General features: G+C 38.8%; 21 protein-coding genes. 18 read left to right on the forward strand and 3 right to left on the reverse strand.

Annotated elements, in window-relative coordinates; genetic code table 11:
* Positions 1–21 precede the first annotated feature (21 nt).
* Both CLV81_RS20855 and CLV81_RS09155 read left to right on the forward strand, forming a co-directional pair.
* The gene (locus CLV81_RS20855; RefSeq protein WP_106144962.1) at positions 22–741 is read left to right on the forward strand and encodes a response regulator transcription factor; all 720 of its coding nucleotides are present in this window, start codon (positions 22–24) and stop codon (positions 739–741) included.
* A gap of 63 nt (positions 742–804) precedes the next feature.
* On the forward strand, positions 805–3,141 hold the full coding sequence (locus CLV81_RS09155) for a TonB-dependent receptor domain-containing protein (RefSeq protein ID WP_106144709.1): 2,337 nt from the start codon (positions 805–807) through the stop codon (positions 3,139–3,141).
* Here the strand turns inward: CLV81_RS09155 and gldA are convergent.
* The gene (gldA, locus tag CLV81_RS09160) at positions 3,134–4,027 is read right to left on the reverse strand and encodes a gliding motility-associated ABC transporter ATP-binding subunit GldA (protein ID WP_106144710.1); all 894 of its coding nucleotides are present in this window, start codon (positions 4,025–4,027) and stop codon (positions 3,134–3,136) included. The two genes, CLV81_RS09155 and gldA, sit on opposite strands and share 8 nt — an antisense overlap.
* A 364-nt stretch (positions 4,028–4,391) precedes the next feature.
* Here gldA and CLV81_RS09165 point away from each other — a divergent pair, with 364 nt between their 5' ends.
* From CLV81_RS09165 to CLV81_RS09185, 5 genes are all read left to right on the forward strand, one after another.
* Positions 4,392–5,222, forward strand: coding sequence for a prephenate dehydratase (locus CLV81_RS09165; protein WP_106144711.1), 831 nt, complete (start codon positions 4,392–4,394; stop codon positions 5,220–5,222).
* Positions 5,219–6,361: a pyridoxal phosphate-dependent aminotransferase gene (locus tag CLV81_RS09170; protein ID WP_106144712.1), complete on the forward strand. Its 1,143-nt coding sequence runs from the start codon at positions 5,219–5,221 to the stop codon at positions 6,359–6,361. Before CLV81_RS09165 ends, CLV81_RS09170 begins: the two co-directional genes overlap by 4 nt.
* 3 nt (positions 6,362–6,364) lie before the next feature.
* Entirely contained in the window at positions 6,365–7,225 is an 861-nt protein-coding gene (locus CLV81_RS09175; RefSeq protein ID WP_106144713.1) for a prephenate dehydrogenase, read from the forward strand.
* Positions 7,226–7,233: 8 nt separating this feature from the next.
* On the forward strand, positions 7,234–8,316 hold the full coding sequence (locus CLV81_RS09180; protein ID WP_106144714.1) for a bifunctional 3-deoxy-7-phosphoheptulonate synthase/chorismate mutase type II: 1,083 nt from the start codon (positions 7,234–7,236) through the stop codon (positions 8,314–8,316).
* Positions 8,317–8,426: 110 nt separating this feature from the next.
* Positions 8,427–9,101, forward strand: a complete 675-nt coding sequence (locus tag CLV81_RS09185) for a head GIN domain-containing protein (protein ID WP_106144715.1) — start codon at positions 8,427–8,429, stop codon at positions 9,099–9,101.
* A 55-nt stretch (positions 9,102–9,156) separates the two neighbouring features.
* On the opposite strand, the gene CLV81_RS09190 is transcribed toward CLV81_RS09185, so the two are convergent.
* Positions 9,157–9,597, reverse strand: coding sequence for a hypothetical protein (locus CLV81_RS09190; RefSeq protein ID WP_106144716.1), 441 nt, complete (start codon positions 9,595–9,597; stop codon positions 9,157–9,159).
* 98 nt (positions 9,598–9,695) lie between these two features.
* Between CLV81_RS09190 and rsgA the strand changes: the two genes are divergently transcribed.
* From rsgA to rlmN, 8 genes are all read left to right on the forward strand, one after another.
* A complete protein-coding gene (rsgA, locus tag CLV81_RS09195; protein ID WP_106144717.1) occupies positions 9,696–10,643 on the forward strand; it encodes a ribosome small subunit-dependent GTPase A in 948 nt (315 codons plus the stop codon).
* 2 nt (positions 10,644–10,645) lie between these two features.
* Complete coding sequence (dtd, locus tag CLV81_RS09200) at positions 10,646–11,098, forward strand: D-aminoacyl-tRNA deacylase (RefSeq protein ID WP_106144718.1); 453 nt, start codon at positions 10,646–10,648, stop codon at positions 11,096–11,098.
* Positions 11,099–11,316: 218 nt separating this feature from the next.
* Positions 11,317–13,095: a DUF3857 domain-containing protein gene (locus CLV81_RS09205; protein ID WP_146129867.1), complete on the forward strand. Its 1,779-nt coding sequence runs from the start codon at positions 11,317–11,319 to the stop codon at positions 13,093–13,095.
* 2 nt (positions 13,096–13,097) lie between these two features.
* Positions 13,098–15,044, forward strand: a complete 1,947-nt coding sequence (locus CLV81_RS09210) for a transglutaminase domain-containing protein (protein WP_106144720.1) — start codon at positions 13,098–13,100, stop codon at positions 15,042–15,044.
* A gap of 3 nt (positions 15,045–15,047) precedes the next feature.
* On the forward strand, positions 15,048–15,374 hold the full coding sequence (locus CLV81_RS09215) for a nucleotide pyrophosphohydrolase (RefSeq protein ID WP_106144721.1): 327 nt from the start codon (positions 15,048–15,050) through the stop codon (positions 15,372–15,374).
* Positions 15,375–15,440: 66 nt separating this feature from the next.
* Positions 15,441–16,670 carry a 3-phosphoshikimate 1-carboxyvinyltransferase gene (locus tag CLV81_RS09220; protein ID WP_106144722.1) on the forward strand — a complete coding sequence of 410 codons (1,230 nt, stop codon included), beginning with the start codon at positions 15,441–15,443 and terminating at the stop codon, positions 16,668–16,670.
* A gap of 85 nt (positions 16,671–16,755) precedes the next feature.
* Positions 16,756–17,805 (forward strand): tRNA preQ1(34) S-adenosylmethionine ribosyltransferase-isomerase QueA, encoded by a 1,050-nt coding sequence (gene queA, locus CLV81_RS09225; RefSeq protein WP_106144723.1) that lies wholly within the window; start codon positions 16,756–16,758, stop codon positions 17,803–17,805.
* A 77-nt stretch (positions 17,806–17,882) separates the two neighbouring features.
* Complete coding sequence (gene rlmN, locus CLV81_RS09230) at positions 17,883–18,923, forward strand: dual-specificity RNA methyltransferase RlmN (RefSeq protein WP_106144724.1); 1,041 nt, start codon at positions 17,883–17,885, stop codon at positions 18,921–18,923.
* Between the two features lie 3 nt (positions 18,924–18,926).
* Here rlmN and CLV81_RS09235 read toward each other — a convergent pair whose 3' ends face one another.
* Entirely contained in the window at positions 18,927–19,421 is a 495-nt protein-coding gene (locus CLV81_RS09235) for a DOMON domain-containing protein (protein WP_106144725.1), read from the reverse strand.
* Positions 19,422–19,520: 99 nt separating this feature from the next.
* Between CLV81_RS09235 and CLV81_RS09240 the strand changes: the two genes are divergently transcribed.
* From CLV81_RS09240 to CLV81_RS09250, 3 genes are all read left to right on the forward strand, one after another.
* Positions 19,521–20,498, forward strand: coding sequence for a polyprenyl synthetase family protein (locus CLV81_RS09240; RefSeq protein ID WP_106144726.1), 978 nt, complete (start codon positions 19,521–19,523; stop codon positions 20,496–20,498).
* A 119-nt stretch (positions 20,499–20,617) separates the two neighbouring features.
* The gene (locus tag CLV81_RS09245; protein ID WP_106144963.1) at positions 20,618–21,178 is read left to right on the forward strand and encodes an RNA polymerase sigma factor; all 561 of its coding nucleotides are present in this window, start codon (positions 20,618–20,620) and stop codon (positions 21,176–21,178) included.
* Between the two features lie 10 nt (positions 21,179–21,188).
* Positions 21,189–21,920 carry a hypothetical protein gene (locus CLV81_RS09250; protein ID WP_106144727.1) on the forward strand — a complete coding sequence of 244 codons (732 nt, stop codon included), beginning with the start codon at positions 21,189–21,191 and terminating at the stop codon, positions 21,918–21,920.
* The last annotated feature ends 7 nt before the right edge of the window (positions 21,921–21,927 follow it).

Below are 21,927 nucleotides of genomic sequence, written 5' to 3' on the forward strand. Positions count from 1 at the left end.
AACTTTAGCAAAACCTTTCCAATGAAGGCAATTAAACTCTTAATGATAGGCACCTTTCTTTTGGTCTCTTTCAATTCCTTTGGACAGAAAACCGAAAGTATTCCCTCTAAAAAGGTCGAGAACAAACAGAAGTATGACGAGCTATCTCTGATAGAATGGAAAAAATTCAGACGGTTTGAAACCAAATTGAACATTGGTGAAAACAGCACTTTTACCCAATCAAGTCAGCTACGTTCATATGCCAAAGATTCCATTCAAATTCTTGGTGTAAAGTTAATGGCAATTAAACTTTTGGATGAAAAGAAATTGTTGGACCGGGATATTCGCGAAAACAAGGAATACTATATCACGGTCTTAGACAAGTTGAAAGAAAGTACAATATCCCCTTCGGAGTACTTGTTCTTGGAAGAAAAAATGGCTTTTATCAATCAATCTGTTCTAGAGAATGAATTGGCAATGAGCCAGTGGTTGAATGTTGGGTTGGTGCTTTTATGCATAAGTTTGATTTTAGGCTTTTTCTTTCTGAACAGGAAACATAAGCCATCGAAAAATCCCTTACTGAGCAAACAGGAAGCTACCGTTCGCAATCTTATTCTTCAAGGAAAGACCAACAAAGAAATAGCGAATGAGCTCTTCATAAGTCTAAGTACGGTAAAAACCCATATTACCCATATTTACAACAAGTTAAATGTGGCCAATCGCCAAGAGCTCTTCCAAAAAAGTACAGGTACTAGTACCTAAATCAGACCTGGATTTCTTCCATTGCGGGCTAGCTTCTCTTTAATTTGATTTCAAAATCAGGTTTTGAAGCGATATCTTTTTTTCATCTTGTTTTGGTGCTTTCAAAGCATTGTGTTTTCCCAAACAGAATACACCCTAAAAGGTCACATTAGTGACGAAAGCAATTCTCCTATACCTATTGCCGATGTTCTGCTCTATAATTCTACTCAAGAAAATCTAGTTACTTATACTACTTTAATAGATGGTGATTTTTCATTGAAAGCACCAGGAAATAAAACCTATGTTCTTGAAATATCGGCTTTGGGATATACAAAATTCTCCAAAGAAGTAAGTCTTGACAAAGATGTACACTTTTCCATTCAATTAGAGCAAAAGGCGCAGGTTTTGGAAGAGGTTGAATTGAGCGTTGTGAAGAATCCAATCACCACATTAAATAGAAATACCAAAATTGACGTACAGCATCCCATTTTTGCCACCGTTCCAGAGCCTTTGGAACTATTTACAAAACTACCTGGTGTACAAATAGCTGCAGACAGGCAATCACTTACCGTAATTGGAAAGGGGAATCCGCTAATTTATCTAAACCGACAACAGGTGGATTTTGAGGTATTGACCGGACTTTCTGTGGATGCCATTGAGAGTATAGAGCTCATACAAAATCCATCAGCCAAATACGAAGCTAGTGGAAGAGCAGTCTTATTGGTTACAACCAAGCGAGATGCTAATTCGGGTACAACGATAAGTTTTCAGGAAACGGCCTCTTGGAAGAGAAATTATAATAATTATATCTCAAGTAATGCGAGTTACTCCAAAAAAGGATTTGAGGTTCGTGGCAATTTTGGACTGAACAATTTGGGTCTTTGGGAAAGCAATACGTTTCAATTTAATGTTCCCGAAGCTAATATATTCTCTGATTATCTGGTTTTGATCCCCGGTCCTTTTAACAATAGGAGACAGATTAACTCAGGTTTGGGATTATATTTTCCCATTTCCGAACAAGACTATATCTCATTCAATTCGGTACTACGGTTACAAACAAACAAGTTTTCAATATTCACAGACTCATTTTTAGAAATTGATGAGAACCAAAGCGACATTTTAACGGATACAACTAATGATAACACACGGGATTATTTTACGGGAAGCTTGAACTTCAATAAAAGTCTTTCCAAAAACCTAAATCTTTTCTCGGGACTTCAATATTCCCAATATGTGACCACTTTAGATACTGCAATCGAAAACAACACCAATGGGGTTGACTTTATTTTGGAACAGTTAAGGGAACAGCGATATGATTTAAAGTCTTATGCCCTCCGGGTTGATTTTGAACAAAGGCTTGGAGAAGAACTGCAGTTGGATTTTGGAGTTAATTGGAACGAGGCTGGGGCGGAGGCATTCTCTGAGTTTCAAAACCTGAATCCTGGAATCACAGATGTTCTTGATTTTCAATACAAAGAGGACTTATATGCATCCTACGCTTCCATGACAGGAAATCTAAGCAAAAAAGTAAATTTTGTTTCTGGTCTGCGGTTGGAACATAACAAAGTGGAAAGCGAACTGGCTTCAGAAAGCACACCATTAATAGAACGCGAAAACACACGTCTTTTCCCTAAGGCTACCATTAAGATGTCTTTGGATAGTATTAAAACATTATCGGTTAATTATGCAAAAAGTGTGGAACGCCCTAATTTTTCAAGGACCAATACCATATCCGCTTTTATAAATCCAGTATTGGAAGGTACCGGAAACATAAATCTACAACCCGAAATCACCAATGAGATTTCCAGTACTTTTCAATATAAGAACAAGTCTATCACATTGGGTTATTTTAAAACTCAGAATCCATCAAGTTTTACCATTCAGTTTGATGAGGATGCCGGAGTAGCTATTTTATCTCTGACGAACCTTGAGAGTGAAAAAAGCTATTATGCCAATCTCAACCTACCCTTTTCTAAAGGGATTTGGACTTCAAACACATCAATTAGCCTTAACTATAACCGATTGGAGGACAATAATGCAATAATTGGCGCAAGCAAACCTTTTGTTTACGCGTACACGGACCATCAATTCAAGGTAGCTAAGGATACCACTATTACTGTTGGAGGCTGGGGGTTCACAAGAAGGAATGATGGCATCTTTGAAAGAAACTCCATGCTGGTGGCAAATGCATCCTTAGTCAAGACATTTGGTCAAGCCATACAATTTTCCTTACGATTCAATGATATCTTTCGGGAATTGAATTTTGAGGAAAGGTATACTGTTGACGGGGTTGAATCCAATGGGACTTATTTTGTAGATGGAAGAGAAGTGGCCTTGTCTTTGAAATATACCATTGGAGGTCAAACGAAGGGTAAATTCAAAAACAAGAGCGTGGATGAGAACATCGACCGAATTAACTAGTTAGTTCCGCAAACAAACTCTCCAAATTTTTGTTCTTTCGACTCAGTTGAAGTGTTTTCAGTTGATTGTCATGGGCAAAATCAAAAACCTCAGGTCGCATATCCTTTGAAGTGTTAAAACTGATTTCATAAATAAACCCCCCGGTATTCTTTACTTTCGAAACATGGGGGAGTTGGTTAAGAAGGACTTCCTCAACCCGGTAATCAAATTCTACTTCAATGATTTGTTCTTCGGTTTCCCTAAGTTCTTCAAGAGGCTTATCGGCGACCAATTCTCCCTTGTTAATTATGATGACCCTATCGCAAACGGCCTCTACTTCCTTCATGATGTGAGTGGATAGTAGAATGGTCTTTTCCTTTCCGATTTCACGAATCAATTTTCGGATTTCAATAAGCTGATTGGGGTCCAATCCCGTAGTGGGCTCATCCAAAATAAGAACTTCTGGGTCGTGTAGTAAGGCGGTTGCCAGACCAACCCGCTGACGATAACCTTTGGATAACTGTCCAATTTTTTTATTCGCTTCAGGGGTTAAGCCGGTTTGTTCTATGACTTCACTAATTCGGGATTTGGAAACTTTGTAAACACTGGCATTGTATTCCAAGTATTCCTTTACGAACATTTCTAAGTAGAGTGGATTGTGTTCTGGTAAATATCCAATGCTTTTTTGTACTGCTCTTGCTGAAGTCAATACATCATGTCCGTTCACCTTGGCTTCTCCTTCATCAGCTTTATAATAGGTCGTCAATATCCGCATCATTGTGGATTTTCCAGCTCCGTTAGGTCCTAAAAAGCCAACTATTTCTCCCTTTTTTACAGAAAATGAGATTTGATTCAGCGCTTTTTGCGCTCCAAAGGTTTTGGTAATATTTGTAACGGTAATGGACATGTTTTTCTAAATACCTTCAAAAGTACTATTTAGATTTCTCATAAATGCATAAGCCAATTGACAAATCTATTCTAAGTACACGGGAAGAATTTTTAAGAATTCCTAAAATAGCTTTGGAATGATAAAAATATTCATAAAGAAAAAACGGAATTTGAGAAGGAATCAAAAAAAGTAGTGGCAATACTTTGATTTTTAAAAGGAAAGGACAATCTTAGCCACTCAATAAAGAACAATGTCAAAGACGTATTTCTGGAACGGTTTTTATTTCTACTTCTTTTTTAAAGGAAGTACGGGACTGTTTTAGTATACGATAGGTATAAAAATCACATAAAGTCCCGACATAAAATCGGGGCTTTTTTATTGCATGAAACTTAAGGTAGCCATACAGGGAATACAAGGGAGTAACCATCACCAAGTGGCCCATGATTTTTTTGGGGATGATATTGATTTGGTAGAATGCTTGTCGTTCGATACTATGATTGACCATCTGTTGACTGGCAATGCGGATAAAGGGGTGATGGCCATTGAAAATTCTATTGCGGGTTCCATAATTCCGAATTACAATCTAGTTTACCATAACAATATCCATATTATTGGCGAGCATTATTTGAGTATTCATCATCACCTTATGGTGTTGAAGGGACAGGGTATGAAAGATGTTAAAGAGGTACATTCCCATCCTATGGCATTGTTGCAATGCAAAGAGTTTTTTAAAGAGCATCCGCAAATAAAACTTGTGGAAGATGTGGATACGGCGGAAACGGCAAAGCGAATACAAGAGCAAAAGTTGCATCACATTGGAGCTATTGCTCCTAAAGTTGCAGCTAAATTGTACGATTTGGATGTGATAGCTTCAGACATTCAGACCATCAAAAATAATGCAACACGCTTCATTGTTCTTAAAAAGATAAACAAGGTGTTGCCACCGGATGAAATCAACAAGGCGTCCCTACGGTTCATTACCGACCACAAGAGAGGAAGCTTGGCCACAGTGCTCAATGTTATGAGTGATTGTAATATGAATTTAACCAAAATTCAATCCCTACCTGTTATTGAGACACCATGGAAGTATGCCTTTTTTGTGGATGTGACCTTTGAGGATTACACTCATTTTGCAAAGGCCAAATCCTTATTGGAAATCATGTCCGAAGACTTTAGAGTATTGGGTGAATATAAAAATGCATTACTGTCATGATAGTTGCGGATAGACTCCATACGGTACAGGAATATTACTTTTCTAAAAAGTTAAGGGAAGTAAGGCAGTTGGTTGCCGATGGAAGGCCAATCATTAATATGGGAATAGGGAGTCCAGATTTACCTCCTCCCCCGGAAGCCGTTGAAGAACTCAAAAATGTCCTGTTACAGCCCAGTGCACACCAATACCAAAGTTATCAGGGGCTTCCAGAACTAAGGGAAGCAATGACCACTTTTTACCAAGAGCGATTTGATGTGAAACTTGATGCTAAAACAGAAATTCTTCCCTTAATTGGTTCCAAGGAAGGTATCATGCACATTAGTTTGGCTTTTTTGAATGTTGGAGACGCCGTTCTTATTCCCAATCCCGGTTATCCAACCTATACTTCAGTCACAAAATTGGTAGGGGCAGAGCCGTTAATGTACAATTTAAGGGAAGAAAATGGTTGGCTTCCCAATCTTTCTGAGTTGGAACAGATGGATTTGTCAAAAGTGAAGCTAATGTGGCTCAGCTATCCCAATATGCCCACTGGCGCTACCATCACAAAGCAGGCCATGAAAGATTTGGTTGCATTTGCCAAAGCCCATGACATTCTGTTGGTGAATGATAACCCCTATAGTTTCGTGCTTAACGATAATCCAACCAGTATACTTCAGGTAGCAGGCTCCAAAGAGGTGGCATTGGAATTGAACTCCTTGAGCAAAACCTTCAATATGGCAGGTTGGCGCGTAGGGATGGTTATGGGTAGTCACAAGCATGTGCTTGCAGTTCTTAAGGTAAAGAGCAATATGGATTCTGGAATGTTCTATGGTATTCAAAAAGGAGCAGTTACGGCCTTAAACAGCGGCAAAGCCTGGTTTGACCAATTGGATGAAATCTACGCAAGCAGAAGAAATGTACTATTTCAGTTGGTTGACAAGTTGGGATGTACCTACGATAAGAATGCCGCAGGGATGTTTGTTTGGGCCAAATTGCCAGCAGGTTCCAAGCCTTCTGAAGAGTTTATAGATAAGGTTTTATACGACAAAGACATTTTTATTGCCCCAGGAACCATTTTTGGCTCCAATGGAGAAGGGTATATCCGATTTTCACTCTGCGTGGAAAAGGAAAAAATTGAAGAAGCACTTAAAAGATTTTAGAAGATGAAGGTAGCGGTAATAGGTGTTGGTTTAATCGGGGGCTCTTTTGCAAAAGATATTCAACAGCTTTGGCCAGAAGCAGAAATTCACGGAATTGATTCCAATGAAATACATCTTCAAGAAGCATTGGATTTGGAAATAATCCACGAAAAATTGGATTACAACGGGCTGTCTCAAATGGACATGGTTTTGGTCACTATACCTGTTAATGCCTTGGTTGAAGAATTGCCAAAAATCTTGGATGCTTCAGGTGATGAAACTGTTGTGATTGATGCGGGTTCCACCAAAAGTCTGGTCTGCGAAACCGTGGAAAACCATCCAAAACGAAGAAATTTCTTGGCGTGCCACCCAATCGCTGGAACGGAATTTTCTGGCCCTTCTGCAGCCATTAATGGACTTTACAAAGGAAAGACCAATATCATCTGCGAAGTGGAAAAAACAGCTTTCAAACTTCAGGAAAAAGCTTTGGAATTGTTTCAGGGTATGGGCATGCGCATTCGGTACATGAACCCCGTGGCCCATGACAAACACATTGCCTACGTCTCGCATTTGTCCCATATCAGTTCGTTTATGTTGGGAAAAACGGTAATCGAGAAAGAGAAAAATGAGAGAGACATATTTGATATGGCCGGCAGTGGTTTTGAAAGTACGGTCCGTTTGGCCAAAAGCTCTCCGGATATGTGGACCCCTATTTTTGAACAAAATAAAGATAATGTTGTAGAGACTTTGGAGGAATACATTCAAAATCTGGAACAATTCAAGCAATTTCTTTTGGATGGTGACTTTGAGAAGGTTTACAATGAAATGAACAATACGAATCGAATAAAACAAATACTAAAAGGAATACCACTTACAAAACTATAAGTTATACCATGGAGAACAGTAAAGAAATGCGAAAATGGTTGGATGATATGGCTTTGCCACATCCATTGGTCATTGCAGGCCCGTGCAGTGCTGAGACTGAGGAACAAGTATTGAAAATAGCCCATGAGCTCAAAGATTCAGATGTGAACTATTACCGTGCAGGTATCTGGAAACCAAGAACACGCCCTGGAAATTTTGAGGGAGTGGGAGCCATTGGGTTAAAGTGGTTACAAAAAGTGAAGGAAGAAACCGGGCTAAAAACCGCTACGGAAGTTGCCAACAGAAACCATGTAGACCTTGCTTTGGAGCATGATATCGATATGCTTTGGATAGGTGCTCGTTCTACTGTAAGTCCTTTTATTGTTCAGGAAATAGCGGATGCTCTGGAAGGGACCGACAAGGTTGTCTTGATAAAGAACCCAGTAAATCCAGACCTTTCCCTTTGGTTAGGTGCGGTGGAGCGTTTGTATTCTGCCAATATCAAAAAGCTTGGGGTGATTCATAGGGGATTCTCCAGCTACGAAAAGACCAAGTACAGGAATATTCCGGAATGGCAACTGGCCATTGAGCTACAGACTCGTTTCCCAGATTTACCACTAATTAACGACCCAAGTCACATTACAGGAAAAAGAGACATGGTATTCGATGTTTCCCAAACCGCTTTGGACTTGAATTTTGACGGACTCATGATTGAAACTCATTTTGATCCAGACAATGCTTGGAGCGATGCCGCCCAACAAGTGACTCCAGATACCTTGAAACAAATGTTCATTGATTTAAAGATGAGGAAAGAAACCGATTTAGAGGCTGAGTACAATAGCAAATTGAGCAATCTTAGGGCTCAGATTGATGTGATTGACAATCAATTGGTTGAGACGTTGGGCAAACGAATGAAAATTTCGGATGAGATTGGAAAACTAAAGAAACAGAAAAATGTAGCGGTTCTGCAGACCAACCGATGGAATGCAATTTTGGGCAATATGATTTTGGAGGGCGAGGAGCGTGGACTTAGCGAGGAATTTGTGCTTCGAATGTTCAAGGCCATTCACCAAGAATCCATAAACCATCAAGAAAAGATTATCAATGCGTAGTCTTTTATAGAAGGAATACCAATGCCGTTCAAACTAAGTTTGAACGGCATTTTTTTTGCGTTAAGTGTAACAATTGTTTGTAGGCCTTATCTTTAGAAAAAACAGAAAACATGAAGGCACTAAGTACTCTACTCATATTGGCGTTTACGATATCAAGCTTTGGGCAAAGAACGATTGACACCGAAGTTGGAGATTTTGACAAAATCAAGGTTTTTGACCTAATTGAGGTAAATCTGATACAGTCGGATGAAAACCGTATCATGATAAAGGGCAGAAATGTAGATGACATTGTTTGGATGAACAGAGATGGGGTTCTAAAGCTTAGGATGCAATTGGATAAAAAATTTACTGGTGAAGACACTTTTATTGAGGTATACTATACCGACTTAAAAGTCATTGATGGAAATGAAGGCGCCGAAATTACATGCAATGAAATGGTAAGCCAGCATGAGATAGAGCTTAAAGCTCAGGAAGGGGCGAAAATCAAAATTGGCATGGATGTGAGCCATGCAAACATTAGGGCGGTTACCGGTGGTATTGTTGAGGCCTCAGGTTTGGCAAGAAGTCAAAGTATTGTGTTGAACACAGGAGGTATTTTTGAGGGAAGAGATCTTCGTACCTCTTCTGCCAAAGTAAAAATATCTGCTGGTGGAGAAGCAGAAGTCTTTGCGATGGAAGAAATAGATATCAGCATTAAGGCAGGAGGTGATGTGGATGTATATGGTCAACCCAAAAAAGTAAACAAGAACACCTTCGTAGGAGGAAGGGTTCGCATGGTGGATTAAGCAAAAAAAGGCTCTGATATACAGAGCCTTTTAATTTTTTCTTTTGGTAAGAACCTTACTTTTTGAAGATATATCGTGTGATGAAAATTCCTTTTCCATCTCCTTTTCCACCTTCGCTTTCAACAGCACTGGTTACAAAAGCCAGTTCCCATCCATTGGCAACCATGTCATTAATCATAGAAGTTAATAAAGCATCGTTTGCAGCAATGTTCTGAAAACGGATACCTCCTAAATTGTAAAAGTTTAACAATTTAGTTTCTTCAAAATTCTTTACACGGATTTCTCCACGTTTTGATTTGTTTCTCGTATTGTCGTCTTCGGTCTGCACACTTGTGTATTCTTTGTAATCTTTGTCTTCAAGAGCGTTCACGATACGAGACCTACCCAGACCGTTGGGAACAATGGACTCTACGCTGGTAATAACCTTAAATTGTTGCGCATTGACAGAAAATGTCGATACAAGCGCGATAGCCGCTACGAATAAAATTTTTTTCATAATAAAATTAGATATGATTGATTATTGATATGTAAACAAAGATATACGTTCAAAATCCAGTATTATTGTTTCTTTGCAAAGAAAATTTTAAACATTAAGTGCGAGGAACTGTTTATAAATCCACTGGTAGCTGGTACTCTGTAAAAACAGGGGAGGGTGTATTTTATGACTGCCGAATAAAAGGAAAGTTCCGAATACAAGGCATTAAAAGTACTAACCCAATTGCTGTTGGGGATGAGGTGGAGTTCCATCTAGAGGAAATAGGTGATGAAACCGTTGGGGTTATATCCAATATCAAGGAACGTAAGAATTATATCATCCGTAAATCGGTCAAACTTTCCAAACAAACCCATATAATTGCAGCCAATCTTGATCAAGTTTTCTTACTGATTACTTTGAACAACCCTATGACTTTTACAAGTTTTATTGACCGTTTTTTGGTTACCTGTGAAGCGTATGATATTCCAGTAGTACTATTGTTCAACAAAATGGATATCTATGATGAAGACGAAATGGTCGAGGTGAACTACCTTTTGCAACTCTATGAGAGAATAGGTTATCCTTGTATTGAAATTGCAGCCAAGGAAGGACTTAACGTGAACAAAGTAAAAGACTATATGATGGGTAAAACAAGTATGTTTGCCGGTCACTCAGGTGTTGGAAAGTCAACATTGGTAAATGCACTGGAACCCGGACTACAATTGAAGACAGCAGAAATATCCGAGCAGCACCTTCAGGGTCAGCATACCACTACTTTTGCCGAAATGTATGACCTCAGTTTTGATGCCAGAATCGTTGATACCCCTGGCATAAAAGGCTTTGGTATTGTAGATATGGAAAAGGATGAGATTGGGGATTACTTTCCTGAGTTCTTTGAATTAAAATCCGAATGCAAGTTCAACAATTGCTTGCATTTGGATGAACCCAAATGTGCCATCAAAAATGCTCTGGAAGAAGGTACTATTGCATGGAGCAGGTATCGTAGTTACGTTCAGATGGTTACAGGAGAGGAGGAAAGTTATCGTATGGATGTTCATAAAGTATAAGAATGCGTGCAGTAGTTCAAAGAGTCTCCAGAGCAAGTGTTATCGTTGAAGATAAGGTAGTTTCAAAAATAAAAAGTGGTTTACTTGTTCTTTTGGGAATCGAAGACCAAGATACTGGGGAAGATATCAAATGGTTATCCAAAAAAATAATCAACCTACGCATATTTAATGATGTTGACGGCATCATGAACCAATCGCTTCTTCAACAGGATGGTGAAGTAATTGTAGTAAGCCAGTTTACGCTTTATGCCCAAACCAAGAAGGGAAATAGACCTTCGTATATAAAAGCATCCAAACCGGATATGGCCATTCCGTTGTACAATCAATTCCTTGCTCAAATGGAACAGGACTTAGGAAAAAAAGTAGGTGCTGGTATTTTTGGGGCAGATATGAAAGTATCGCTATTAAATGATGGCCCTGTTACTATTTGGATAGATACCAAGAACAAGGAATAAAGTAGTTTTATCGAATAAGTTTTTCTTTTTTGTAGGAATTTTGGCATCTTAGAGGTAGAAATTCAACCGACTAATTAAGACCAAAATTGTTCCGCCCTTATCTAGTACTTTCACTCATTTTGTGCTTTAAATTCGTACATGCACAAAATTCCTTAGCATATTCTGAGATTCCTGAAACCTTACTCATTGGAGCTGAGGCCGTTGTAAGAAATCATGAAATGAAAGTAGCTTTGCTATCTAAGGAAGAGATGCTGGTTCACCATAATCGCGTGGTCACTGTCTTGAACGAAGAAGGTAATAAGCACATTAGGGCCTTTGCTGGCTATAATAACAGTCAAACCATTCGAAGCATCCAAGCAGAGATTTTTGATAAAGATGGCAATTCCATAAAACGTATCAAGAAAAAAGAGTTTGTTGATGTAAGTGCTGTGGATGGCGGGACTCTTTATTCGGATTCCCGTGTGCTTTACATGAGTTACCTACCAACGGAATATCCCTATACAGTAAGCTTTTCATATGAAATGAAAACGAAAAACACAGGGACTCTACCCTCATGGTATTTTATTGATGATTTTATGGCAAGCACGGAGAAGTGTAGTTACGAAATTGAGTATGCACTATCCGCTTTAAAACCCAATATTTTGGAAAAAAATTTTGAAGGCTACGCCATAACCCGTAAAGAAACACTAAATGGAATACAATATTCTGTTGCAAATATTCCAGCTTTAAGGGATGAATATTTAAGACCTTCCACTCAAAACATTTTCCCTTCACTGGTGATTTGTCCTGTCGACTTTTATTATGAAGGATACAGCGGGAAGATTTATGGATGGAAAGACGTTGGTTTATGGATGAACAATAACCTCTTAAGAGACCAGGATGAACTATTACCATCCACAAAAAGTGAAATAAACGAGCTGGTTAAGGGAGTAGAAGATTCCCTTGAAAAAGCCAGAATAGTATATAAATACGTTCAGGAAAATACTAGATATATAAGTGTTCAAGTAGGTATTGGAGGTCTAAAACCAATAAGCGCCATAGAAGTAGATAAGGTGAAGTATGGAGATTGTAAGGGGTTATCCAATTATACCAAAGCCTTATTGAAACAGGTAGGAGTTGAATCCTATTATGTCCATGTGGAGGCGGGCAAGGAAAAAATAGATTTTGAAGATGGAGTTGCTTCTTTAGCTCAAGGAAACCATGTCATTTTGGCCATACCATACAACGACAAGTACTATTGGGTAGATTGCACCTCCCAAATTCATCCCTTTGGATTTTTAGGAGATTTCACCGATGATAGAAGAGTTCTTATTATGAAACCGGAGGGAGGAGAAATTACCTATACTGATGCATATCTTGATGAGGAAAATCTACAAACCACTAAAGGAATATATTCTTTAGATGAGGAAGGAGACCTTTTGGGAAAAATGGAGATAACCACAAAGGGTATACAATATGAAGAACACTTTGGAATTCAGAATTTACCTGATACTGAGCTCGTAAAGTATTATAAAAACTACTTACGAAAAATAAATAACCTTATCCTGGGAAAGTATTACTTAGAAAACAATCAAGATGAAGTAACCTTTAAGGAAGTGATAGCTCTATCCGCATCCAAATATGCCAGTAAGACCGATGATGGTAAATTAATTTTCATACCCAATTGTTTTAACAATGTACAAAGTGTTCCCCCAAGGTACAGAAATCGCAGATTTCCAATGGAAATTCAACGGGGCTACTTAGACGTTGATGAATATATCATAAGCTTACCAAAAAACTTCGATGTCCTTTCATTACCTAAGTCCAACTCGTTTTCGGAAAAATTCGGGGAATATAGTATTGAGTTTTGGAAAGAGAAAAGTCAAATACGGGTGAAACGTAGAATTTTAATCAAATCTGGAACCTATTCTAAGCTGGATTATGATAAATACAGAAGTTTCAAAAGAAAAATAACCAAACTTGATAATTCAAAAATTATACTTAACAAAAAAACCTAACTATGTCAAAATCACTACTAATCACCATATTCGTATTGCTTGGCACCCTAAACTGTACTTTGGGGCAAGAAATAAAATTTGGAAAAGTCTCGGATAAAGAACTGACCCAGGAAAGTTACATGAATGACAATTCAGCCAGTGCAGCGATACTATACAAAAAACAAGATACCTATTTGATTTCATCCAATGGAGAGAGTAGGTTGGTAACGGAAATACATGAACGTATAAAGATATACACTAAAGAGGGTTTTGAATATGCTACAAAAGAGATTAATCTTTATAAAAACAGATCAGCAAAAGAACAGGTCAAAAAGCTAAAAGCAGTCACCTATAATTTAGAGAATGGAAAAGTTGTAGAAACTGAATTAGGCAAGGATGAAGTATTTGAAACCGACTTGAGTTACAACTACAACCAGGTCAAATTTACCATGCCAAACGTAAAGGAAGGATCCATTCTTGAATTCTCCTACAGGGTAAACTCACCCTTTATCTGGAATATAGATGAATTCCGATTCCAATATGATATTCCAGTGCATAAAATGTTTGCCTCAATAAGAACTCCGAAGGGCTTTAGATTCCGTCAAACTCCCAAAGGATATTATTCGGTTTATCCCAAAAAATACACTAGGAAAGATAACAGAATTGGTATGGACGTAGTCGTTAATGAATACACTGTAACCAACATGCCAGCAATGAAGGCTGAAAGTTATGTGGACAACATCCATAACTACAGGAGTGGTGTAATGTTTGAACTCGTTTCTGTGGAATTGCCAGGTTTTTTTAGAAGTTATGCGCAAAGCTGGAAGGATGTAGCCCAGACTATCGGCAGTTCTGATGATTATAAGAATGAACTTGACAAGACTAGGTCTTTTGACGATGAGTTAGACAACCTATTGGCCAATGAAACATCACAAGTTGATAAGATGAAAGCTATTTTTAAGTATGTAAAAAGCAATATCTCTTGGAACGGTCTGGATGGAAAGTATTTTTTCAATGGATTAAAAAAAACCCTCAAAGAAAAAAAGGGCAATGCCGCAGACATAAATCTATTGTTGGTGGCAATGTTAAGGTATGCTGGGATTGACGCTAATCCCGTAATAATAAGTACCAAAGATAATCTTATTCCATTTTTCCCAACGGTTGATAGGCTTAATTACGTATTGGCATATGCAAAAATCAATGATAAACCATACTTTATGGATGGAACTGAGGAATTTAGTGATATTAATGTTCTTCCAATTAAAGACTACAATTGGAAAGGCATTTTAGTAGATAACAACAGAAAGCAATGGAAACAGATTAATTTGATTTCCCCAGGGACTTCCTCAAATATGTACTCCCTAAATGTCGATTTGAATGAAGATGGTAGTGCAGAAGGTACTTGTAAAGCTAGGTTTGACAGGCATAGTGCTTTAAACTTTAGAAATGGATATAAGTCGAAGGATATGGAATCCTTTTTGTCTGCAAAAGAGAGTATGCTTTCTGATATTGAAATTGATGAATACAATGCAGAGAATGCTGAGAATTATGAAGGCCGTGTTGGAGAGTCCTTTAGCTTTTTCAATGACTATGGAGCGGATGAAATAGATGGAAAATTGTATTTAAAACCTTTAGGCTTTTTAGCTATGGGAGAAAATCCTTTTAAAGTTGAAGAAAGAGTGTACCCGGTAGATTTTGGCTTTCCCTTTAAAGATGTATATATGGTAAAACTCAATTTACCTGAAGGGTACAAAATAGAATCGTGTCCAGAATCAAAATCACTAAAGTTGCCTGATGGTTTAGGATTGTTTAGGTTTAATATTACACCTAGAGAGAATGAGGTTGATGTCATGGTGAATTTTGAGATTAAATCTTCAATCATTGCTCCATCGTATTACCCACTATTAAAGGAATTCTTTAATCAAGTAATAACAAAAGAGTCAGAACAATTAGTTTTGTCTAAAATCTAAAGCATGAATATCCAGGATGCCCAAAAAGCTGTCGACGATTGGATTCAAAATCACGGGGTCCGTTATTTTAATGAATTGACCAATATGGCTCAGCTAACCGAAGAAGTGGGCGAAGTGGCCCGCATCATTGCCAGACGATATGGAGAGCAAAGCGAAAAAGAATCGGATAAGGCTAAAGATTTGGGCGAAGAGCTGGCGGATGTGGTCTTTGTAGTGCTCTGTCTGGCCAATCAAACCGGCATAGACTTGCAAGAGGCATTTGACCGTAAGTTGGATTTGAAAACCAAAAGGGATCACGACCGTCACCAAAACAACAAAAAACTGAAATAAAGTGATTCCCCGAAAGGGACATTAAGTTCGTTTTTTCTAGCTTTGGTCTTCTTAAAGAATGACCATTTGAAACTTAAGCTGAACCAACTTCAAGACCCTTTTGTAAACGGGTCAATTCGGATTACAGGCTCCAAAAGCGAAACAAATAGACTCTTGCTGCTTCGAGCGCTTTTTCCCAATATTCAAATTGAGAATCTTTCCAATTCCGATGATGGGCGGGTAATGCAAAAAGGACTGCTTGCAATTAAGGGCGAAGTGGATATTCACCATGCCGGAACCGCAATGAGATTTCTTACTGGGTATTTTGCTTCCCAAGAAGGCAAAGAAGTTGTTTTAACTGGTTCATCCCGAATGAAAGAACGCCCCATACAAGTATTGGTGGATGCCCTTAAGGAACTTGGTGCGGAAATAGAATATGTAAATAAGCGTGGGTGTCCTCCTCTAAGGATTTCGGGAAAAAAGCTGATCAAAAACAAAGTGGCGCTTCCTGCAAATGTAAGCAGCCAGTACATTTCAGCATTACTTCTGATAGCTCCAAGTCTTGAAAATGGTCTGGAACTCGAGTTAGTTGGCAAAATCACTTCGGTCCCCTATATAAAAATGACCTTGAGTTTATTGGATGAATTGGGAATTTCAACCTCGTTTGAAGGGAACAAAATTAGCGTCCATCCCAAAAAGGATGTCGAAACCAAAACTATGGTTGTTGAATCCGATTGGAGTTCGGCAAGTTACTTTTACAGTATTGCGGCAATGTGTAGAGTGGGTTCCCAAATAAAGCTATCTGCATACAAGAAAAATTCGTTGCAAGGAGATAGTGTACTTCAAGAGATTTATACCCAATTTGGTGTGGAAACTTCTTTTTCGGATACTGAAGTTACACTGAACAAGGTAAGCCGGCATAAAACGGATTTTTTTGAATATGACCTTTCCAATGCTCCAGACCTGGCTCAAACCATTTCGGTTACCTGTTTGGGATTGGGGATAGGATGCCACTTAACGGGCCTCCACACCCTTCCCATTAAGGAGACGGACCGTTTGGCGGCTCTTCAAACGGAGCTGACCAAATTGGGTGCACAAGTTGATATAGATGCAGAAAGTTTGACTTTACGGTCTACGTCTGTAATCAACGAAGGAGTTCCCATTGACACCTATCATGACCATCGTATGGCCATGGCATTTGCTCCGCTGGCACTAAGAACCAATCTATTTGTAAACGATGCCGGAGTAGTTTCCAAATCCTATCCAGATTTCTGGGAAGACCTTAAGACAATCGGTTTACATATTGTGGAAGTATAACCGTATTTAATCATCAAATTACTTGACATCCCCTATCTCTGGATTGTATATTTGCCATCCTTTATAAAAATCTAAAAAAGTCTAGATGAAATTATCAAACTTCAACTTTGAATTACCTAAAGAATTATTGGCGGAATACCCTGCTGAAAACAGGGACGAGTCCAAATTGATGGTAATACACAGGGAAACAGGAAAAATTGAACACAAAATGTTCAAAGACCTTATCGATTACTTTGATGAAGGTGATGTAATGGTCTTGAACAACACCAAGGTTTTTCCAGCTAGACTTTACGGGAACAAGGAAAAAACTGGGGCACGAATCGAGGTATTCTTGCTTAGAGAGTTGAATCAAGAGCAGCGCCTATGGGATGTTCTGGTAGATCCGGCCAGAAAAATACGAATTGGAAATAAACTTTATTTTGGAGATGATGAAAGTTTGGTGGCAGAGGTAATCGACAATACAACTTCTCGAGGAAGAACCTTGAGATTTTTGTACGACGGATCTTATACGGATTTTAGAAGAAAGCTTCGCGAGTTGGGCGAGACCCCTCTACCTAAATATATCAAAAGAGATGTAGAGCCAGAGGACGAAGAGCGTTACCAAACCATATATGCAAAGCACGAGGGAGCTGTGGCTGCACCTACCGCAGGGCTTCATTTTTCCAAACACCTATTGAAGCGTTTGGAGATTAAAGGTGTTGATTTTGCAGAAGTGACATTGCACGTAGGGCTGGGTACGTTTAATCCAGTTGAGGTTGAGGATTTATCCAAACATAAAATGGATAGTGAGGAGTTGGTGATAGATGAAAAGGCGACTGAAATTGTAAACAGGGCCAAGAGCAACAAGAAAAAAGTGTGTGCCGTGGGAACCACTGTAATGCGCGGTTTGGAGAGTGCGGTATCGTCAGAACACACGTTGAATACCTTTGAAGGTTGGACGAACAAGTTCATTTTCCCTCCATATGATTTTAGTATTGCAAACTGTATGGTAACTAACTTTCACCTTCCTAAATCAACACTTCTGATGATGATTTCGGCTTTCGTAGGACATGATTTGATGAAGAAAGCCTATAAACAGGCTATATTGGAACAATACCGATTCTACTCCTACGGAGATGCAATGTTGATTATATAATCAATTAAAACAATAATAAAGTCCCGCTGAAAGTCAAGTACTTCCCAGCGGGATTTTTTGTAGCTATCTTTATCCTTGTGGAAGTTAAAAAGAAAGACATACGGGCATTGACCAAAGACCAACTTCGCAATTTTTTCGTGGATTCGGGGGATAAAGCCTTTCGTGGTAATCAGGTGTACGAATGGCTTTGGAAGAAATCCGCCCATTCCTTTGATGCCATGACCAATATTTCCAAGGAAACCCGAAGCATGTTGGAGGAATCTTTTGTGATCAACCACATCCAGGTTGACCAGATGCAAAGAAGTACCGATGGTACCATTAAAAATGCGGTTAAACTCCATGATGAGCTTATAGTGGAATCCGTTTTGATTCCCACTGAAACACGAACTACTGCATGTGTTTCAAGTCAAGTGGGGTGTAGTTTGGATTGCAGGTTTTGTGCAACTGCCCGCCTTAAAAGGATGCGCAACCTGAATCCTGATGAAATCTATGATCAAGTGGTGGCCATCGATAACCAGAGTAGGCTTTACTTTGATAGGCCCTTGAGCAATATTGTTTTTATGGGAATGGGGGAACCCTTAATGAATTATAACAATGTTTTAAAGGCTATAGACAAAATCACCTTGCCGGAAGGCTTGGGAATGTCCCCTAAAAGAATAACCGTATCCACATCTGGAGTACCAAAAATGATAAAAAAGATGGCAGATGAGGAGGTCAAGTTCAATTTGGCAGTTTCCCTGCATTCCGCGATAGATGAAATTAGAACTTCAATTATGCCGTTCAATGCCACCTTTCCATTAAAAGATTTAAGGGAGGCTTTGGAATATTGGTATGCCAAAACCAAAAACCGAATTACCTATGAATATGTGGTTTGGAAGGGCATAAATGACACTCAAAAAGATGTAGATGCCTTGGTGAAATTCTGTCAATTTGCTCCTTCCAAGGTTAACCTTATTGAGTATAACCCCATTGATGACGGGGAGTTTCAACAAGCTTCGGATTCTGCGCTTCAAATGTATCAGGATACCCTTCAGCGAAATGGGATAACGGTCACGGTCCGTAAATCCCGTGGAAAGGATATTGACGCTGCCTGTGGTCAATTGGCCAATAAGTCCTGAGAGTTAAAGTTCAACCTCCACATGTTTTCGCATTCTCGAATGATGGTCAAATTCATCTTCCATGCTATAGGCGCAAATGAGCCAAATGGTGTCGCCCTTTTTTAAATCCATGTGATATTTGTCGAAGGCTTTGGTGGGGAGGGAAAAGCTTACCCATGTTTTTTCTGAAGATTCTTTACCGCTTGCACCCATTACTTGGGATTGGGACCCCAATTGATTTACAGGTTTCGGGTTTCCAACCCCCAAAACAAAGAGATCCTCAGTATTCACCTTTCCGTCGACTACGTTGACCATAATCAAATTACTGCCAACAATGTCATTTTTGCTATTGAAACCAAGAGCAATCCAGCCGTCATCCGGAGCCGATGCGGTAAAGGTTATGGCATTGTCTTCAAACTTCCAGGAAATATCCATTTGATTTACTTTCACCTGTTGTGCGAAAGACAAGGAACAACATAATAGAACGAGGAATACGGAAGCGAAACTTTTGTAATTCATTTTCTGATTTTTTGATTGATATTGTTAAAGCTAAGGCTAGAAATAATAATTAGCTCCTAACGGCTAGTTAAAAAAATCCTGACGTATCTTTGACTTTGGATGAAAATTGTCTCGCAAATTAAGGAACCCATCGATAAAGAGATGGAGCTTTTTGAAGAAAAGTTTCATGAATCCATGTCCTCCAAAGTTGCGCTTTTCAATAGAATAACATACTACATTATAAATAGAAAAGGGAAGCAGATGAGACCGATGTTTGTTTTCCTTACCGCCAAATTATTGAATGATGGTTCCGTAAACGATAGAACATATTGCGGTGCTTCTATAATAGAACTTATACATACTGCAAGTTTGGTCCACGATGATGTGGTGGACGAAAGCCACAAACGCAGAGGATTCTTTTCCGTAAATGCGCTTTGGAAGAATAAAATTGCCGTTTTAGTGGGTGACTTTCTCTTTTCAAGAGGGGTGTTGGTTGCTTTGGATAATAAAAACTACGACCTTCTTCATATTATCTCCAATGCCGTTCGGGACATGAGTGAAGGAGAGCTGCTGCAAATTGAGAAAGCCCGACTGCTGGATATCACCGAAGAGGTGTATTACGAAATCATTCGCCAAAAAACGGCCACATTGATTGCTGCCTGCTGCAGCATGGGGGCCTGTTCTGTAAAACCGGAAACGGAGCATGTGGAAACCTTCAGAAAGTTTGGAGAACTCTGTGGAATGGCATTTCAGATAAAAGACGACCTCTTTGATTATGGTGCAGAAAAAATAGGAAAACCAACGGGTATAGATATAAAAGAACAAAAAATGACCCTGCCCCTCATCTATGCGCTAAATCATAGTGATGCGGAAAAAAGAAGGTGGTTGATAAACTCTATCAAAAACCATAACAAGAACAAGAAAAGGGTGCGTGAGGTTATCGCCTACGTTAAGGAAAAGGGAGGTTTGGAATACGCGGTTGCCAAAATGCTGGAGTTTAAAGATCAAGCCTTGTCCCTCTTGGATAAATATCCGGATTCCCAATACAAGGATTCACTTGTCTTGATGGTCAATTATGTAGTTGACCGGAAAAAGTAATAAAACAAAGTATTGATAATCAAATAGTTTCAACTTTTTACAAAAAAAGATGAAACGTTGGGCAACGCTTTCCATCCCAATTACGTCTATCTAAATAGAACACAAACTTGAAACCGCTTTTGAAAATCATAGCGCTAAACAATAATGAAAAGGCCTGGATAAAAAGGGCAGTGTCTGGTGATTCCAAAGCACAGCAAATGCTTTATGATAGGTATGCGGGAAAAATGTTGAGTGTTTGTAGGCAATATGTGAAAGATGTTCAATTTGCTGAGGATGTAATGGTTCATGCTTTTGTGAAAGTGTTCAAGAATCTTAACAGTTTTGAGTATCGCGGAAGTTTTGAAGGGTGGATTCGGAAAATCATGGTTAGGGAAAGTATTTCCTATTTAAGAAAAAGACAGTTTGTGGTTTACGATGATGGAGTTCTGGAGAATCAAGAAAAAGTGTTGGATTCAGCGTATAGCGCATTTGATGTGGAATACATCCAAAATCAGATAGACCAATTGCCCGAGGGATACAAAATGGTGTTCTTACTTTTTGCTATAGAGGGGTATAAACACCATGAGATTGCAGAGATGTTGCAAATCTCTGAAGGAACATCAAAGTCACAATTGTTCAAGGCGCGAAAAATGTTGCAGGAAAACTTAAAGTGGATGATGAAAAGTACGGGCAGGAATTAATGAAAAGGATATGGAAAAGTTTGAAAAACATATTAAGGAAAAGCTAGAGGCCAGGAAAATAGATCCTTCTGCGAAAGCTTGGGAAAAAATATCCCAGGAACTTTCTACAATTCAAAAACCAAAAAGAAAAAGAAAGTACGTGTACGCTATTGCCGCGGGATTTATAGGATTGCTTTTAGTGTTTGGAATTCTTCTTTTTAATGATGAATCAAATGAAAATGCGATTCCGATTGTGGAAGAAGACAACGTACCAAAAAAACAATTGAAAAAAGAGAAATCACCCGAATTTAAGGTGCAGCAAATGGAGGTAGCCGAGTCTCCAGAAGAAACCCCAACGGAATCTAAATACAAGGAGATTTCAAAAGAAACCTTAACTGATCCGGTCGTAGTTGAAATACAAGAAAATAAACAGTTCAATAAAGTTCCCTTAAAAGATTCATCGGTTACCATTTCGGAAGATATTATCAACAAAAAGGTAAACGAAGTAATGAACCAGGTAATAATGCTTGAGGATATGGCCAATGCTGAAATCACGGATGCTGAGGTAGATTCACTGTTACGAGCCGCACAACGGGATATATTGACGGATAAATTGCTTAATCCAGAAGGAAAAGTGGACGCCATGGCTTTGTTGACTGAAGTAGAAGACGAGTTGGACGAATCTTTTCGAGATCAAATATTTGAAGCACTCAAACAAGGTTACCTTAAGGTAAAGACTGCAGTGGCGGATAGAAATAATTAATCATCAA

The sequence above is a fragment of the Flagellimonas meridianipacifica genome (assembly GCF_003001695.1).
GTDB lineage: Bacteria > Bacteroidota > Bacteroidia > Flavobacteriales > Flavobacteriaceae > Flagellimonas > Flagellimonas meridianipacifica.

Excerpts from the sequence above, each read along its gene's own strand:
- CLV81_RS09205 (WP_146129867.1), top strand. The coding sequence starts at position 11,317 with ATGAAAGTAGCTTTGCTATCTAAGGAAGAGATGCTGGTTCACCATAAT.
- CLV81_RS09240 (WP_106144726.1), top strand. The coding sequence starts at position 19,521 with ATGAAAATTGTCTCGCAAATTAAGGAACCCATCGATAAAGAGATGGAG.
- queA (WP_106144723.1), top strand. The coding sequence starts at position 16,756 with ATGAAATTATCAAACTTCAACTTTGAATTACCTAAAGAATTATTGGCG.
- CLV81_RS09210 (WP_106144720.1), top strand. The coding sequence starts at position 13,098 with ATGTCAAAATCACTACTAATCACCATATTCGTATTGCTTGGCACCCTA.
- CLV81_RS09250 (WP_106144727.1), top strand. The coding sequence starts at position 21,189 with ATGGAAAAGTTTGAAAAACATATTAAGGAAAAGCTAGAGGCCAGGAAA.
- CLV81_RS09170 (WP_106144712.1), top strand. The coding sequence starts at position 5,219 with ATGATAGTTGCGGATAGACTCCATACGGTACAGGAATATTACTTTTCT.
- dtd (WP_106144718.1), top strand. The coding sequence starts at position 10,646 with ATGCGTGCAGTAGTTCAAAGAGTCTCCAGAGCAAGTGTTATCGTTGAA.
- CLV81_RS09180 (WP_106144714.1), top strand. The coding sequence starts at position 7,234 with ATGGAGAACAGTAAAGAAATGCGAAAATGGTTGGATGATATGGCTTTG.
- CLV81_RS09185 (WP_106144715.1), top strand. The coding sequence starts at position 8,427 with ATGAAGGCACTAAGTACTCTACTCATATTGGCGTTTACGATATCAAGC.
- CLV81_RS09165 (WP_106144711.1), top strand. The coding sequence starts at position 4,392 with ATGAAACTTAAGGTAGCCATACAGGGAATACAAGGGAGTAACCATCAC.
- CLV81_RS20855 (WP_106144962.1), top strand. The coding sequence starts at position 22 with ATGAAGGCAATTAAACTCTTAATGATAGGCACCTTTCTTTTGGTCTCT.
- CLV81_RS09215 (WP_106144721.1), top strand. The coding sequence starts at position 15,048 with ATGAATATCCAGGATGCCCAAAAAGCTGTCGACGATTGGATTCAAAAT.
- CLV81_RS09190 (WP_106144716.1), bottom strand. The coding sequence starts at position 9,597 with ATGAAAAAAATTTTATTCGTAGCGGCTATCGCGCTTGTATCGACATTT.
- CLV81_RS09235 (WP_106144725.1), bottom strand. The coding sequence starts at position 19,421 with ATGAATTACAAAAGTTTCGCTTCCGTATTCCTCGTTCTATTATGTTGT.
- gldA (WP_106144710.1), bottom strand. The coding sequence starts at position 4,027 with ATGTCCATTACCGTTACAAATATTACCAAAACCTTTGGAGCGCAAAAA.
- CLV81_RS09175 (WP_106144713.1), top strand. The coding sequence starts at position 6,365 with ATGAAGGTAGCGGTAATAGGTGTTGGTTTAATCGGGGGCTCTTTTGCA.